Below are 15,852 nucleotides of genomic sequence, written 5' to 3' on the forward strand. Positions count from 1 at the left end.
GCCAGCGAGGCCAAACACCCCGTCACTAAACTGCCGCAATGGACTCGCTCACCGGCCTCGCCTGGACCAACCGCTTCGCCGACCTGGGACCCGACTTCTTCACTGAACTGCCGGCCCAGGGCCTGCCCGACCCGCACTGGGTGGCGCAAAGCCCCGATTGCGCGCAGTTGCTGGGTTTGCCCGCCGACTGGACCGCACGGCCCGGCGCGCTGGCCGCCATGTCTGGCAACGCCCCTTGGCCCGGCATGCGGCCGTTGGCCAGCGTCTATAGCGGCCACCAGTTCGGCGTCTGGGCAGGTCAGCTCGGCGATGGCCGCGCGCTTTGGCTGGGCGAGGTCGACACGCCCGCCGGCCCGCAGGAGCTGCAGCTCAAGGGTGCCGGCCTGACCCCCTACTCCCGCCGCGGCGATGGTCGTGCCGTGCTGCGGTCGTCCATCCGAGAGTTCTTGTGTTCTGAAGCCATGGCTGCCTTGGGCGTGCCCACGACAAGGGCCCTGTGCATCACCGGCTCACGTCTGCCGGTCATCCGCGAGACCGTGGAAACGGCAGCCGTCGTGACACGCGTCGCGCCCAGCTTCATCCGCTTCGGCCATTTCGAGCATTTCGCCCATCACGACCAACTCGACGCGCTGCGCCGACTGGCGAACTGGTTCATCGCCCATCACGCGCCCGAATGCGCCGACGCGCCCGAGCCGGCCGTCGCGCTGCTTCGCAAGGTGTCGCTGCAGACGGCCGACCTGATCGCCCACTGGCAGTCCGTCGGCTTCTGCCACGGCGTCATGAATACCGACAACATGTCCATGCTGGGCCTGACACTGGACTACGGCCCTTTCGGCTTCATGGACGGCTTCGACCCCGGACACGTCTGCAATCACAGTGACGACCGCGGCCGCTACGCCTATGCACGCCAGCCGGCCGTCGCGTTCTGGAATCTTCACGCGCTCGCCCAGGCCCTGCTGCCGCTGTTGCCCATCGAGACCGAGAAGGACGCCGAATCCTCCACCGAGCGGCTGCTGGAGGCCGTCGAGGGCTACCGCGAGCGCTTCGCAAGTCAGATGCTGGTCCGTCTACGCGCCAAGCTGGGCCTCGAAGGCGAGGACACCGGCGACCAGGCCCTGGCCGACGACTTCCTGAAGTTGATGGCGGCCTCGCGCGCCGACTTCACGCAGAGCTTCCGCCGCCTGTCATGTGCCATCACCGCGCCTGGGCCGTTGCGCGACCTCTTCATCGACCGTGAGGCGGTGGATGCCTGGCTGACGCGCTGGCGCGCCCGCACCACGGTTGGCGCAGAGGCTCGCATGCTGGCCGTCAATCCGGCCGTCGTGCTGCGCAACCACCTCGCAGAGGGTGCGATCCGCGCGGCCCAAGACGGTGACTTCGGTGAAATCGCGCGGTTGCTGAAAGTTCTGGGCCGTCCGTTCGACGAACCGGAACTCCCCCGCGACGCGGCCCTGCCGCCCGACTGGGCCTCCACCCTCGAAGTCTCTTGCTCATCATGACCGACAAGCCTCACCCCAGCTATCCCGTCCAGAAGACCGATGCCGAGTGGCGCGAGCTGCTCGACCCCATGCAGTACCAGGTCGCCCGCCACGCTGCCACCGAGCGCGCATTCACCGGCAAGTACTGGGACCATTTCCAGCCCGGCCATTACAACTGCATCGGCTGTGGCACACCGCTTTTTGAGGCTGATACCAAGTTCGACGCCGGCTGTGGCTGGCCCAGCTATTGGGCTCCGGTCAACAGCGAGGTTGTCGAGCGCGTGGTGGACCACAGCCACGGCATGGTGCGCGTGGAGGTGCGCTGCAACCGCTGCGGCTCCCACCTGGGCCATGTCTTCCCGGACGGCCCTGAGCCAACGGGCGAGCGTTTCTGCATCAACTCGGCCGCCATTGATTTCGTCAAGGACAATCCGGGCGCATGAAGTTATTGCTCGACTTTCTCCCGCTGATCCTGTTCTTCGTCGCCTTCAAAGGCGCCGAAGGCCACCCCGATGCCGCGGCCGCATTCGCAACGCAACATTTCGGCTTCCTGGTCCAGGGCGGCATCGTCGGTCCGCAGGAAGCGCCCGTGCTGCTGGCCACCGTCGTCGTCATGATCGCCACGCTGGCCCAAGCGGCCATCCTCAAGTTGCGCGGCAAGAAGATTGACCTGATGCTGTGGATCAGCCTCGCCCTCGTCGTTGTACTGGGCGGTGCCACAGTCTGGTTCCACAACGAGACTTTCATCAAGTGGAAACCCACGGGGCTGCACTGGGCGATGGCGCTGACGTTGTGGATCTCGCAAGCCTGGTTCGGCAAGAACCTGATCCAGGCCATGCTGGGCGCTGAGCTGCGCCTCCCCGACGCCGTCTGGCTGCGCCTGAACCGTGCCTGGGTACTGTTCTTCGCCGCAATGGGGGTGGCCAACCTCTATGTGGCCTACCACTTCACGACCTCGGCCTGGGCCAACTTCAAGGTCTTTGGCGTCACCGGCCTCATCGTGCTGTTCACGCTGGCTCAAGGCCTCTACCTCGGCAAGCACCTGCCACCGGAAGAGGATGGCAAGCTGTGAGCATCGCGCAGGAGATCGAGCGCCGGCTGCGCGCCGAACTGGCACCGACCGAACTGAGCATTCGCGATGACAGCGCTCAGCACGCCGGCCATGCCGGCGCCCGCGAGGGGGGGCACTTTCACGTGGCTGTCGTGTCAGATCGCTTTACGGGACTGCAACGACTGGCCCGTCACCGCCTCGTTTATCATTGCCTGTCCGACCTGATGCAGCGCGGTATCCACGCGCTGGCCATCGACGCCCGCACCCCGGGTGAACGCTGAGCCGGGTCGGGCGTGATCGAACCGCGCGCCCCGTACCGGGCGCGATTTTTTTAGCCTGATTCACATCCCACCCATGAAGAAGTTTGCGCTTGCCGCCGTCGTCGCGGCCACCATCACGGCCCTCCTGCCGGCTGCCGCAACCGCGCAGAACATCACCACCGTCAACGGCAAGCCCGTTCCCAAGGCGCGTGTCGAGGCGCTGATCCAGCAGGTCACCAAGAGCGGCCAGCAGCAGCGCTCGCCCGAACTGGAAGCCCAGATCAAGGACGAGGTGGTACGTCGCGAGATCTTCATGCAAGAGGCAGAGAAGCGCGGCATCCCGCAAAGCGCCGACTACAAGGCCCAGATGGAACTGGCCCGTCAGATGCTGCTGATCCGCGCGCTGATGGAAGACGCAAAGGCAAAGAACCCTGTCACCGATGCGGATGCCCAGGCCGAGTACGACAAGTTCAAGGCTGCTAACAGCGGCAACGAATACCGAGCCCGCCACATCCTGGTCGAGAAGGAAGAGGACGCCAAGGCCCTGATCGCCCAGATCAAGGCCGGCGCCAGCTTCGAAGAACTGGCCAAGAAGAACTCCAAGGACACCGGCTCCGCGGCCAACGGCGGCGATCTGGACTTCGCCAACCCGAACAACTTCGTGCCCGAGTTCAGCAAGGCCATGGTTGCGCTGGAAAAGGGCCAGATCACGGAAGAGCCGGTAAAGAGCCAGTTCGGCTATCACATCATCAAGCTCGAAGACACCCGTCCGGCCACCTTCCCGGCCTTCGACGACGTCAAGGCGCAGATCAAGCAGCGCATCGAGCAACAGAAGATGATCGACTTCCAGGAAAGCCTGATCAAGAAGGCCAAGACGGACTACAGCTTCAACAAGTAATCCTCTGTCGCCGCAACGAAGAGCCCGCCATTTTCTGGCGGGCTTTAATGAGATGGTCACCCCCATCTCCGTGTTTGCCCCGAACACCCCGGTGACATAAGTTGCCGGGGTGTTCTTCTATGTGGCGGAGGTCATCATGGACTCTGTGACGCTGGTCGGCATCGACCTGGGCAAGCATTCGTTTCACCTGCACGGCCAGGACCGCAAGGGCCTGGCCGTGTTCCGCAGGAAGCTCAACCGCAAGCAGTTGGTCGAGTTCTTCGCCAAGTTCCATCCCTGCACGGCCGTGATGGAGGCCTGCGCCGGCGCGCACTACCTGGCGCGCAAGTTCATCGCGATGGGTCACGAGGTCAAGCTGATCTCGCCCCAGTACGTGCGTCCGTTCGTGAAGGGCAACAAGAACGACTTCATCGACGCCGAGGCGATCTGCGAGGCCGCCTCGCGGCCCACCATGCGCTTTGTCGTCCCCAAGACCGAGGCACAGCAGACGCTGTCCATGCTGCACCGTGTGCGTGAGTCACTGGTTCACGATCGCACCAAGACCGCCAACCAGATGCACGGCTTCCTGCTGGAGTTCGGCATTGGTCTGCCTGTCGGCTTCGCCGTTATCAAGCGGCTGCCGGCGCTGTTGGCCGAGCATGAGGATCTCCCGCCACAGTTCGTGTCAGTGTTGGAGCGTCTTCACGAGCACTTCAAGTACCTCGACGGGCGGATCGCCGAAGTCGAGAAGCAACTGAGCCAGCAAGTTCACGAGGACGACCTGGGCCAGCGGCTCATGACGCTGCCGGGCGTGGGGCCCATCACCGCCAGCGTGCTGGCCGCCAAGATGGGCGACGGGCATCAGTTCGCCAGCAGTCGCGACTTCGCGGCCTCGCTCGGGCTGGTGCCGCGCCAGTACAGCACCGGCGGCAAGGCCACGCTGCTGGGCATCAGCAAACGCGGCGACAAGAACATGCGACGGCTGCTCGTGCAGTGCGCCCGGGTCTTCATGCTGTGCATGCATAAACACCCGAGCCCGCTGGCCGACTGGGTGCACGCGCTGCTCACGCGCCGTCACTCCAACGTCGTTGCCTGCGCGCTGGCTAACAAGCTCGCGCGCATGGCCTGGGCGCTGGCGCGCGGGCACTCGGTCTATGAGCCGGGCAAGTTGCGACCAGAACCGGCAGCCGCCTGAACTCCAGCTCCCTTCTGCTCTTCAACCCCAACCGGGGCACCCAACAGGTTTTGCGACCGCTGTAGCAGTGATGACGTGAACGGCCCATTCGGCCTGGCAGGCATCCAGATCGTAAAAACGGCGACCAACGCCGAGGCTTTTTTAAGGACTGCCAGGTGCGACTCTCATCGTGGCGCAGGGATCAACGATCCCTATCCAGACGCCGGATAGATTTACGCAAACCATCTTCACCTCAACCTGCATTCAGCCCTTGCAAAAACGGGGGTGACCATAGATTTTATGCCGCGAGGCGGCCGGCCTCGATGCGAAGCTGGCGCTCGCAGCGCGCGGCGATCTCGCGGTCGTGGGTGACCAGCACCAACGTCGTGCCGGCTTCTCGGTTGAGCTCGAACATCAGCGCCATCACCGCCGCACCTGTCGCGAAGTCCAGGCTGCCGGTCGGCTCGTCGGCCAAGAGCAGCGCCGGACGCTGCACGAAAGCACGTGCCAGCGCCACACGCTGCTGCTCGCCGCCCGACAGAACGCGCGGGTAGTGGGAGAGGCGCTCGCCGAGGCCCACGCGGGCCAGCATGGCAGCGGCCTGGTCGCGGGCATCACGCTCACCACGCAGCTCCAGCGGCAGCATGACGTTCTCCAACGCCGTCAGGTTGGGCAGCAGCTGGAAGCTCTGGAATACGAAGCCAAGTTCGCGCGCTCGCACCGCAGCGCGCTCATCCTCGTCCAGCGTGAACAGGTCCTGGCCACGCAACTTCACGGTGCCCCCGCTGGGCGTATCCAACCCCGCGAGGATGGCCAGCAGAGTGCTCTTGCCCGAGCCCGAAGCGCCGACGATGGCGACCGACTCCTGGGCGGCCAACGTGAAGCTGATGTCATGCAGAATCGTTAGCTCTCCGGTCGCGTCGCTCACGCGCTTGGTGATCTGATCAACTTGTACAAGGGTTTCGGGCATGTCGGGACTACGGCGGCGATGGGTGTTGGCGCACTTTAGCCTGGGGGTGATCGCCGGCTGGACGTCAGGGGCAGTCACTCCGGCGAGCGCAGCGGCGGAAGCCCCCGTCATCCTCGTGGTCGGCGACAGTCTTTCGGCCGAGTACGGCCTCAAGGCGGGTACGGGCTGGGTGGCGCTGCTGCAGTCGCGGCTGGCCGAGCAGAAGAAGCCGCACCGCGTCGTCAACGCGAGCATCAGCGGCGACACGACCTCAGGCGGTCGCAGCCGGCTGCCGGTGGCCCTACGCACGCACAAGCCAGCCGTTGTCATCCTGGAGTTGGGCGGCAACGACGCACTGCGCGGCCTGCCGCTATCCAGCACGCGCGACAACCTGTTGACCATGGCGCGTGCGGCGCAACAGGCCGGTGCCAAGGTCATCGTCATCGGCATGCAGGTGCCGCCTAACTACGGCAACAGCTATGCGCGCGACTTCGAGAGCCTGTTCGCCGACGTGGCCAAGCAGGCCCAGGCTGGCCTAGTACCCTTCCTGCTCAAAGGCGTGGCCGACCGCGCTGATGCGATGGACTGGTTTCAGCCCGACCGCATCCATCCATTAGCCAAGGCGCATCCACGCATGCTGGACAACGTCTGGCCCGCCCTGAGGCCACTGCTCGGCTAGGACCGCAAGGCTCAGCGTTCGGCCTGCCGCTCATTGGGTCGCGCATCGTTCTGCGGACGGTCCCGGCGCACCGGCACGCCATCCTGACGGCCCCGCTGCGGACCTTCATCGCGCTGCTGGACGCGAGGAGGCTGCGGCGCCTGAGGCATCTGCACGCGCGGCCCTTCCACCTGACGTTGCGGCTCGGGCTGAGGCATGCGGCGCTGCTGTTCCTCACGACGCTGTTGCTGCTCCTCGCGACGCTGCAGTTCTTCGCGACGCTGCTGGATGTCCCTCTGCTGCGCCTCACGCTGCTGCTGTTGCTGCGCCTCACGCTGCTGCTGTTGCTGCGCCTCACGCTGCTGCTGTTGCTGCGCCTCGCGTTGCTGCTGCGCGCGCCAGGGAATGTTGTCCCCGCCACGTTGCGGCTGCTGCTCGGAGCCTGGTCGCATCTGAGGCACCTGGGGCACCTGAGGTTGCGGGACGACAGTCGGCGCCGCCGGCTGAACCGCAGTAGGCAGCGGCGCCTGCGGTTCGGGACCGCGTTGATCGCGGCGCACCGGCAGCTGGCCATCGCTGCGCCAGCCTGCACCAGCATCGGGACCACGTGGCGCACGGCGCGGCAGGTCGGACTCGGCCGGGCGCGTCGGCGCGGCGGGCAGCACGGCGGCCAGATCGTTGCGGCCGGGAGCGACGGGCAGCGGGCGGGCCCATCCGGGCTCACCCTTACGGTCAGGGCCGCGCACCGGCATGGGCTGGATGGCTGCACCCGGGGAGGGCAGCATGCTGACAGCCGTGGGTACGTCACGGTAACGGTGGGGTCGCTGCACGGTCACCGGATCGCGCAGGTCGCGCGGGTCGTTGATGCGGTTCACATAGCGCGGGCTGTGATGGTATGCCGGCACATAGACCTCGCGCGGCGCCAGTGGATACCAGCCGAAGCGGGGCGGCGGTGGGCGACTGCCGATGCTGATGCCCACGCTGACGGCGCCGCCGCCCACCCAGCCCACCAGGGCCGGCGCATAGACGGGGCGATGGACATAGGGCCCCGGCGCCCAACACCAGCGCCCGCCCCAGTTGACCCAACGGCCGTAGTGGAATGGCGCAAAGCCCCAGGGCGCGTCATCCACCCAGGTCCAGCCCCACAGGCGCGACCAGGCCCAGTGGCCGTACCGGTAGGGTGCCCAGTCGGCGACGACCAGCGTGGTCGGCACCCACACGGCGCCGTAGTCGGGCGCGGTTTCCCAGCGGCCGTAGCGGTCCAGATCCTCGGCGCCAGTCATCTCAGGCGAAACATAGCGGGCCGAACCGGCGTACTGGCGGTCGCCCTCCTCGCGGTTTTCCGCCAGCACCCAGTCGCCAAAGCCGTCGCTGTACAGCGGCGAGCGCTCTGCGCGCGGGCCATCAGGCCACCACAGCTCCACCTGCTCGCCGGTGCCCAGTGACACCGGTGAAGCGCCGCGCGCCCATTCAAAGCGCATGCGGCCCTGCCAGACATAGAGCTTGCTGCCACGGTCCAACTGCTCGACGCGATAGAGGCCTTCTCGTTCCGGCTGGGCCGTGCCCTCACGGGTGCGCAGGCGGGTTTCGGCAGCGTTCTGCGCCGAGCGCAGACGCAGCGCCACGTCCCCGCGGTCAAGCTGCAACAGCGTCTGGCCTTCGTCGAGCTGGCTCAGCTCCAGGTCGCTGCGCTCGTCCACCCAGACCGTCGTCGAGCCCACACGCAGGCTGACGCGGGCACGGTCATCGGTACGCAGGCGATCGCCCTCTCCTACCGTCTGGTTGCGGCTGATGCGTGTCCATTCGCGGCTGTCCTGGTCGAACAGCCAGGCGTCACCGACAACGCTGACGACGCGGGCGGCACGTGTCGGCGGGTCGCGGTCGCCGTCCTGGGCGCGGGCGCCTGGGGCGATCGCGACCAACAGGGTCAGCGCAAGGATTCGCCAGGCGCGGCGATTCAGGACGAGCTTGGGGGCGACGGACGTGGCCATGGGCTTGGGGCTCCTTTGCGGCTCCCTAACGCGCAGTCGCCGCAACCGGTGCACGACACTTACAAACGTTTCAATCATCAGCATTCGCATCCAGCTCAGGGAACAACACCGACGTGAAGCCAAAGCGCGTGAAGTCCCGGACCCGCATCGGGTAGAGGATGCCGTCCAGATGGTCGCATTCATGCTGGACGACGCGAGCATGGAAGCCCTCGGCGACGCGGTCTATTGGAACGCCGTCGGCATCGAATCCCGTGTAGCGGATGCACTCGTCGCGATCGACGACGCCTCGCAGCCCCGGCACAGACAAGCAGCCCTCCCAGCCCTCGCTGCGTCCGCCGTCCAGCACCTCGATGACAGGGTTGATCAGCACGGTGGGCGGCACCGGCGGGGCATCCGGATAGCGCACGTTCTTCGTGTAGCCGAAGATGACCAGACGCAGGTCCACGCCGATCTGCGGCGCCGCGAGGCCCGCACCACTGGCAGCGGCCATGGTCTCGAACATATCGGCGATCAAGGTCTTGAGCTCGGGCGTGCCGAACTCGATGACCGGCTTGGCAACGCGCAGCAAGCGCGGGTCGCCCATCTTCAGAATCTCATGCACCGCCACAGCGGCCTCCTTAGGCTATCGTGAGCGGCGATTCTAGGAAGCCCCTCTTTCCATGCTTGATTTCATCGAAGACCTCGGTCACGGCATCTACGCCATCGACACCGGCTTCCAGCGCCCACGCTTCGACGCGGCCTTCCTGATGGTGGAAGACGGCCGCGCAGCTTTCATCGACACGGGCACCAACCATGCGGTGCCTCGCCTGCTGGCGGCGCTGAACGCGCTGGGCCTGGCTCCAGACGCGGTCGACTGGGTCATCCCGACTCACGTGCACCTCGACCACGCCGGCGGCGTGGGCCTGCTGATGGAGGCGCTGCCCAACGCCAGGGCCCTGGTCCATCCGCGCGGCTTGCGCCACATGGTGGACCCCAAGGCGTTGTGGCTGGGGGCGCTGGCTGTCTACGGTGAAGCAGAGATGCAGCGCAGCTACGGCAAGCTGGTTCCCGTACCGGCCGAGCGCGCGGAGGCGACACATGACGAGCAGGTCATCCACCTGGCCAGCCGGCCGCTGCGGGTCATCGACAGCCCCGGCCATGCCAAGCATCATCATGCGATCTGGGATGAACGCAGCCGCAGCTGGTTCACCGGCGACACCTTCGGCTTGTCTTACCGCGCCTTCGACGTCGGAGGCCGCGCCTGGATCCTGCCGACCAGCACGCCGGTGCAGTTCGAGCCCGAGGCGCTGAAGGCCACGGTCTCCCGCCTGCTGGCCGCCGAGCCGCGGGCCATGCTGGTCACACACTATGGCCGCATCGGCGGCAGCGTGGAGGAGGTGCGCCGCCTCGCCAAGCTGCTGCTGGATCAGGTGGACGAGATGGTCGCGCTGGCCGAATCGCTGCGCACGGCGCCCCACCGCCATGAACGACTCAAGACAGGCCTGCTGGCAAGCTACCTGGCCCGGCTGCATACGCATGGCCACCCGGGTGGCGCCGAGGCCGCCGACTGGCTAGCCCTGGATGCCGAGCTCAACGCGCAGGGTCTTGAAGTGATGCTGGACCGCGCAGCCCGCTGACAGGGCGGAGCGCCCCGCCGCGGTGCACCGCACCGCACCGCGGCAGTGCCGCAGCGTTGCGGCGCGGTGGCCCTCCCAGGAGCGAACCAACTGCAGCGCGGGCATGCGTCTTGCGACGTGCTGCCTGAGGCGCCGCGCTGGAGCGGCCCTCTGCTCCCCAAGCATCGCCAAAGGCGGCGAACCTCATCTCCCGGCCCCGACCGAGCAGACCGCTGCTCTCGGGGCCTTCTTCATTGTTGGCTCCGGCCTGGCCTGCATGGCCCGGCCGCCGCAGCCTGCCTCGCTCGAACAGACATGCACATCGTCCTCATCGGCCACGGAATGGTGGGCCAGAAGTTTCTCGAATCCCTGGCTGAAAGCGCCGCTGGCGCCGACATCAGGGTGACCGTGCTGTGCGAGGAGCCGCGCGCGGCCTATGACCGCGTGCACCTGTCCGAGTTCTTCGCCGGCAAATCGGCCGAAGCACTGTCGCTCGTCCCACCAGGTTTCTTCGAGACCACCGGCTTCAAGCTGCGCCTGGCCACCCGGGCCGTTGCCATCGAGCGCCGCAACCACACGGTGACGACGGCCGATGGCGAGGTCATCCCCTATGACAAGCTGGTGCTGGCGACGGGGTCCGTCCCCTTCGTACCGGTCGTGCCGGGTCGCGAGCGTCTGCATTGCCACGTCTACCGCACCATCGAGGACCTGGAGGCCATGCAGGCCAGCGGCAAGGTCTCCAAGAGCGGCGTCGTCATCGGCGGCGGCCTGCTGGGGTTGGAATGCGCCAAGGCGCTGCGCGACATGGGTCTGCAGACCCATGTCGTCGAGTTCGCGCCGCGGCTGATGGCCGTGCAGATCGACGAGACCGGCGGCCGAGTGCTGCGCGAAAAGATTGAGGCACTGGGCGTTCGGGTGCACACCCAGCGCAACACCGTCGAGATCACCGACGGTGCCAGCGCCCGCCACAGGCTCGTCTTCACCGACGGCAGTTGGCTGGAGACCGACATGCTGGTGTTCTCCGCCGGCATCCGTCCGCGCGACGAGATTGCCCGCCAGTGCGTGCTGGCCACGGGTCCGCGCGGCGGCGTCGTCATCGACGACCATTGCCGCACCAGCGACCGCAACGTCTATGCCATCGGCGAATGCGCGGCCTGGAACGAGCAGACCTACGGCCTCGTCGCACCAGGCTACGACATGGCTCGCGTGGCCGCACGCCATATCGCGGGTGACGCCAGTGCAGCCTTCGCCGGCGCCGACCTCAGTACCAAGCTCAAACTGATGGGCGTGGATGTGGCCAGCATCGGCGACGCGCATGGAAAGACTGCACGGTGCCGCAGCTACCAGTATGTGGACGAGCGCAAGCAGGTCTACAAGAAGATCGTCGTCAGCGAGAACGGCTCAACGCTGCTGGGCGCCGTCCTGGTGGGCGACGCGGCCGAGTACGGCACGCTGCAACAGATGGCGCTCAACAGCATCAAGCTGCCGGTCGACCCCGAGTTCCTTATCCTGCCCAGCAGCGACGGCAAGGCCAAGGCTGGCGTCGGTCCCGACACCCTGCCGGACAGCGCCCAGCTGTGCTCCTGCAACAACGTCACCAAGGGTCAGATTTGCGCGGCCGTCGGCGAGGGATGCACGACGATGAGCGAGATCAAGGCCTGCACCAAGGCGGGCGCTACGTGCGGCGGCTGCGTGCCACTTGTCACGCAGGTCATGAAGCTGGAGATGTCCAAGCGCGGCCTAGCCGTCAGCAACCACCTTTGCGAGCATTTCCAGCAATCGCGCCAGGAGCTGTACCACCTGATCCGGGTCGGAGGCATCAAGACCTTCAGCGACCTGCTGGTCAAGCATGGCAAGGGCCTGGGCTGCGACATCTGCAAGCCCGCGGTCGCCAGCATCTTCGCGTCTTGCTGGAACGACTTCGTGCTCAAGCCCGAGCTGGCAGCACTGCAGGACAGCAACGACTACTACTTGGGCAACATCCAGAAGGACGGCAGCTACTCCGTCGTGCCGCGCATGCCGGGTGGCGAGGTGACACCCGACGGCCTCATCGCTGTGGGTCAGGTGGCCAAGAAATACGGCCTGTATACCAAGATCACCGGCGGCGCCCGCGTCGACATGTTCGGCGCCCGCATCGAGCAGTTGCCGCTGATCTGGGAGGAGCTGATCGCCGCCGGCTTCGAAAGCGGCCATGCCTACGGCAAGTCGCTGCGCACGGTGAAGAGCTGCGTGGGCAGCACGTGGTGCCGGTATGGCGTGGACGACTCGGTGGGCCTGGCCGTCGAGATCGAGAACCGATACAAGGGCCTGCGTGCGCCGCACAAGATCAAGTTCGGCGTCTCCGGCTGCACACGCGAGTGCGCCGAGGCGCAGGGCAAGGACGTCGGCATCATCGCCACCGACAAGGGCTGGAACCTCTACGTCTGCGGCAATGGGGGCATGAAGCCTCGCCACGCCGAACTGATCGCCAGCGACCTCGGCAAGGAGGAGCTGCTCAAGCTCATCGACCGCTTCCTGATGTTCTACGTGCGCACGGCAGACCGCCTGCAGCGCACCAGCACCTGGCGCGAGGCCCTCGAAGGCGGACTGGACTATCTGAGGGATGTGATCGTCCACGACAGCCTGGGCCTCGGGGCCGAGCTGGAGGCGCAAATGCAGGCCCTGGTGGACAGCTACCAGTGTGAATGGAAGACGGCCGTCACGACTCCTCAGGTGCGCCAGCGTTTCCGCTCCTTCGTCAACAGCGAGACCCCCGACGAACGGATCGTCTTCGTGCAGGAGCGCGGGCAGATCCGTCCTGCGCGCCCGGACGAGCGCGCCGAGGAGCGCCTCGAGGCCACCGCCTGATCAAGGAGCTGATATGACCTACATCCCCATCTGCGCCGTCGACGAGATCCTGCCCGACACCGGCGTGGCCGCCCGTATCGGCGACCGGCACGTGGCCGTGTTCCGCGTCGGCGCGGGCTGCTTCCATGCCATCGACAATATCGACCCGCGCTCCGGCGCCAGCGTGCTGGCGCGCGGTCTGGTCGGAAATCTGGGCGAACGCGTCGTCGTCGCTTCGCCTCTCTACAAGAACCATTTCGACCTCAACACCGGCGAGTGCATAGAGGCTCCCGAGCAGTCTGTGCGCACCCATATGGTGCACATACGGGACGGCCGCGTGCTCGTCGCTCTGGGCTGACCGGGCTGCGCCCGGCTCAGACGTCCAGGCCCAGTTCCTGGATCTTGCGCGTGATCGTGTTGCGGCCAATGCCGAGCTTCTGCGCAGCCTCTATGCGGCGGCCGCGAGTGATGTCCAGCGCGGTCAGAATGAGCTGGGCCTCGAAGCGCTTGGTCAGCGCGTCCCAAACGTCCGCCTCGCCAGCGGCCAGCCGGGCACGGGCGTCGGCGGCCATCTCGGCCAGCCAGCCCTCACCACTGCTGGTACTGGCCGGCGCACTGACGGGTGGCGCCACGACGACACCAGGCTGGGTCGGCATCGCGCCGGTCATCGCCGTGGTGGAAGGCGCCGGCACATAGCCGGGCTGTAGTTCGTCCGGCAAGTCCTTAGGTTCAATGACCTGGCTGGGTGCCATCACGCTCAGCCAGTGGCAGATGTTCTCCAGCTGGCGGACGTTGCCGGGGAAGTCGAAGTGGGCCAACACGGCCAGCGCGGCATCGGACAGGCGCTTGGGCTCGACACCCAGCTCCGTCGCGCTGCGCTGCAGGAAGTGGCGGGCCAGCGCGGGCACATCCTCGCGGCGCTCGCGCAACGGCGGCAGGCGCAGGCGGATGACGTTGAGGCGGTGGAACAAGTCCTCGCGGAACACGCCCTGGCGCACACGCTCTTCCAGGTTCTGATGCGTGGCGGCGATAACTCGCACGTTGCTGCGCAGCGGGCTATGGCCGCCGACGCGGTAGAACTGACCATCTGACAGCACGCGCAACAGCCGCGTTTGCAGCTCGAACGGCATGTCACCGATTTCATCGAGGAACAGCGTGCCACCGTCGGCCTGCTCGAAGCGGCCGCGTCGCGAGGCCTGGGCTCCTGTGAAGGCACCGCGTTCGTGGCCGAAGAGTTCGCTCTCCAGCAGATCCTTGGGGATGGCAGCCGTGTTGATGGCGACGAAAGGCCCCTCGCCACGCGGGCTGTGCTTGTGCAGCGCGCGGGCGACCAGCTCCTTACCCGAGCCACTCTCGCCCGTGATCATCACGGTGACGTTGCTCTGCGACAGCCGGCCGATGGCACGGAAGACGTCCTGCATGGCTGGCGCCTGGCCAAGCATCTCTGGCACCTGAGCCGCAGCCTCCTGGTCACCGGCCTCGCGCTGGCTCTCCTCCTGCGCGCGGCGGATCAGCTCGACGGCGCGCGGCAGGTCGAAGGGCTTGGGCAGGTACTCGAACGCGCCGCCCTGGAAGGCCGAAACCGCGCTGTCGAGGTCGGAGTAGGCCGTCATGATGATGACGGGCAGGGCCGGCAGCCGTGCCTTGACTTTGGCCAGCAGCTCCAGCCCCGAGCCACCCGGCATGCGGATGTCCGACACCAGCACCTGCGGGGAGTCGTCGTCCAGCGCGGCGAGCATGTCGCGCGCATTGCTGAAGCTGCGCACCGGCAGCCCCTCGCGGGCCAGGGCCTTCTCGAGCACGAAGCGGATCGAGTGGTCGTCGTCAACAACCCAGATGGATTTCATGAGGTTCCTCAGCCCGTCCCGTCGGCTTGTGGCCTCAAGGCAAGGGCAGCGTGATTCGGAAATTCGTCAGGCCCGGCTCGCTCTCGCAGTCGATCATGCCCTGGTGCTGTTGGGCGATCGTCTGCGCGAGCGTGAGTCCGAGGCCGGAGCCGCCCTCCCGCCCTGAAACCAGGGGAAAGAAGATGCGATCCCGGATCTCGGCAGGGACGCCGGGACCGTTGTCCTCGATATGCAATTCCAATGCCAAGCGCCAGCGCTGCTTGCCGATGGTGACCTGCCGGGCGACACGCGTGCGCAGCACGATCTGTGCGTCACCGGCCGTGATGCGCGAACCCAGCACCTGAGCGGCGTTCTGCACGATGTTCAGCACCATCTGGATCAACTGCTCGCGGTCGCCACGAAAGTCGGGCAGCGATGTGTCGTAGTCGCGCGTGATGGTCAGGCCCTTGGGGTGCTCGATGAGCACTAGCGCCCTCACCCGCTCGCAGATCTCGTGGATGTTGACGTCGCCGACGACATGGGCACGCCGGTGCGGCGCCAGCAGCCGGTCGACCAGGCTCTGCAGTCGGTCCACCTCGTGAACGATGACCTGGGTGTATTCGGTCAGCTCGGCGCTTCCGTCCTGCAGCTCCAGCGCCAGCAGCTGAGCCGCGCCACGGATGCCACCCAGCGGGTTCTTGATCTCGTGGGCGAGGTTGCGGGTCAGCTCCTTGGTAGCCTGCACCTGGTCGAGATTGCGCTCGTCGCGGTCCTGGCGTGCCTGCTGCGCGATCTCGATGAGCTCGACGAGCACGCGCGGCGCTCCATCCTCACCCGCATCCATCTGCGACACGATGACGTGCACCGGCAGCCCATCCTCATGGGCCCACGAGCCGCGGCGCAGCAACGCGTCGAAGCGGCTGCTGGAGTAGTGGTTGGCAGCGACACCGGCCAGTGTCTCGGTCAGACGCTGGGCATCGGCGAACCAGTCCGGCAACTGGGCCTTCTGCACCGTGCGACGCGACAGCCGCATGCCGTTCTCGAAGGCCGCATTGGCGAACAGGCATTCGCCATCGGCACTGACGACGACGACCATGGTGGCCAGCAGGTCCAGGCCTGCAAACTCGGCCGGCAACAGGGAGGTATCAGTCATGGCGCACGCTGGTG

At 66.6% G+C, this 15,852-nt stretch carries 15 protein-coding genes; 10 read left to right on the forward strand and 5 right to left on the reverse strand.

From position 1 onward, the window contains the following. The first annotated feature begins 38 nt into the window (after positions 1-38). The 6 genes from QM732_RS15750 (at position 39) to QM732_RS15775 (ending at position 4,861) form a co-directional block, all read left to right on the forward strand. On the forward strand, positions 39-1,499 hold the full coding sequence (locus tag QM732_RS15750) for a protein adenylyltransferase SelO (RefSeq protein ID WP_415657051.1): 1,461 nt from the start codon (positions 39-41) through the stop codon (positions 1,497-1,499). Then, the gene (msrB, locus tag QM732_RS15755; RefSeq protein ID WP_415657052.1) at positions 1,496-1,921 is read left to right on the forward strand and encodes a peptide-methionine (R)-S-oxide reductase MsrB; all 426 of its coding nucleotides are present in this window, start codon (positions 1,496-1,498) and stop codon (positions 1,919-1,921) included. Before QM732_RS15750 ends, msrB begins: the two co-directional genes overlap by 4 nt. Then, a complete protein-coding gene (locus tag QM732_RS15760; protein ID WP_415657053.1) occupies positions 1,918-2,550 on the forward strand; it encodes a septation protein A in 633 nt (210 codons plus the stop codon). Before msrB ends, QM732_RS15760 begins: the two co-directional genes overlap by 4 nt. Beyond that, the gene (locus tag QM732_RS15765; RefSeq protein ID WP_415657054.1) at positions 2,547-2,810 is read left to right on the forward strand and encodes a BolA family protein; all 264 of its coding nucleotides are present in this window, start codon (positions 2,547-2,549) and stop codon (positions 2,808-2,810) included. The genes QM732_RS15760 and QM732_RS15765 overlap by 4 nt, the downstream gene beginning before the upstream one ends. 73 nt (positions 2,811-2,883) lie before the next feature. Continuing rightward, entirely contained in the window at positions 2,884-3,687 is an 804-nt protein-coding gene (locus QM732_RS15770) for a peptidylprolyl isomerase (RefSeq protein WP_415657055.1), read from the forward strand. Between the two features lie 136 nt (positions 3,688-3,823). After that, complete coding sequence (locus QM732_RS15775) at positions 3,824-4,861, forward strand: IS110 family transposase (RefSeq protein ID WP_415654893.1); 1,038 nt, start codon at positions 3,824-3,826, stop codon at positions 4,859-4,861. Between the two features lie 277 nt (positions 4,862-5,138). Here the strand turns inward: QM732_RS15775 and QM732_RS15780 are convergent, their stop codons facing one another. Further along, entirely contained in the window at positions 5,139-5,810 is a 672-nt protein-coding gene (locus tag QM732_RS15780; RefSeq protein WP_415657056.1) for an ABC transporter ATP-binding protein, read from the reverse strand. On the opposite strand from QM732_RS15780, the gene QM732_RS15785 reads away from it, so the two are divergent. Next, positions 5,809-6,468 (forward strand): arylesterase, encoded by a 660-nt coding sequence (locus tag QM732_RS15785; RefSeq protein ID WP_415657057.1) that lies wholly within the window; start codon positions 5,809-5,811, stop codon positions 6,466-6,468. The two genes, QM732_RS15780 and QM732_RS15785, sit on opposite strands and share 2 nt — an antisense overlap. An 11-nt stretch (positions 6,469-6,479) precedes the next feature. Here the strand turns inward: QM732_RS15785 and QM732_RS15790 are convergent, their stop codons facing one another. Continuing rightward, entirely contained in the window at positions 6,480-8,438 is a 1,959-nt protein-coding gene (locus QM732_RS15790) for a DUF6600 domain-containing protein (RefSeq protein ID WP_415657058.1), read from the reverse strand. A gap of 70 nt (positions 8,439-8,508) precedes the next feature. Further along, complete coding sequence (def, locus tag QM732_RS15795; protein WP_415657059.1) at positions 8,509-9,045, reverse strand: peptide deformylase; 537 nt, start codon at positions 9,043-9,045, stop codon at positions 8,509-8,511. A gap of 52 nt (positions 9,046-9,097) precedes the next feature. Here def and QM732_RS15800 point away from each other — a divergent pair, with 52 nt between their 5' ends. From QM732_RS15800 to nirD, 3 genes are all read left to right on the forward strand, one after another. After that, positions 9,098-10,054, forward strand: a complete 957-nt coding sequence (locus QM732_RS15800; RefSeq protein ID WP_415657060.1) for an MBL fold metallo-hydrolase — start codon at positions 9,098-9,100, stop codon at positions 10,052-10,054. A gap of 294 nt (positions 10,055-10,348) precedes the next feature. Continuing rightward, positions 10,349-12,880: a nitrite reductase large subunit NirB gene (gene nirB / locus QM732_RS15805; RefSeq protein WP_415657061.1), complete on the forward strand. Its 2,532-nt coding sequence runs from the start codon at positions 10,349-10,351 to the stop codon at positions 12,878-12,880. Between the two features lie 13 nt (positions 12,881-12,893). Beyond that, positions 12,894-13,217, forward strand: a complete 324-nt coding sequence (gene nirD / locus QM732_RS15810) for a nitrite reductase small subunit NirD (protein ID WP_415657062.1) — start codon at positions 12,894-12,896, stop codon at positions 13,215-13,217. 16 nt (positions 13,218-13,233) lie between these two features. Here the strand turns inward: nirD and ntrC are convergent, their stop codons facing one another. Beyond that, positions 13,234-14,706, reverse strand: coding sequence for a nitrogen regulation protein NR(I) (gene ntrC, locus QM732_RS15815; RefSeq protein WP_415657063.1), 1,473 nt, complete (start codon positions 14,704-14,706; stop codon positions 13,234-13,236). A 34-nt stretch (positions 14,707-14,740) separates the two neighbouring features. After that, the gene (glnL, locus tag QM732_RS15820; protein WP_415657064.1) at positions 14,741-15,838 is read right to left on the reverse strand and encodes a nitrogen regulation protein NR(II); all 1,098 of its coding nucleotides are present in this window, start codon (positions 15,836-15,838) and stop codon (positions 14,741-14,743) included. Positions 15,839-15,852 lie beyond the last annotated feature (14 nt).

The sequence above is a fragment of the Roseateles sp. genome, assembly GCF_047654805.1.
In the GTDB taxonomy this organism is placed as follows: Bacteria; Pseudomonadota; Gammaproteobacteria; order Burkholderiales; family Burkholderiaceae_C; genus Pelomonas.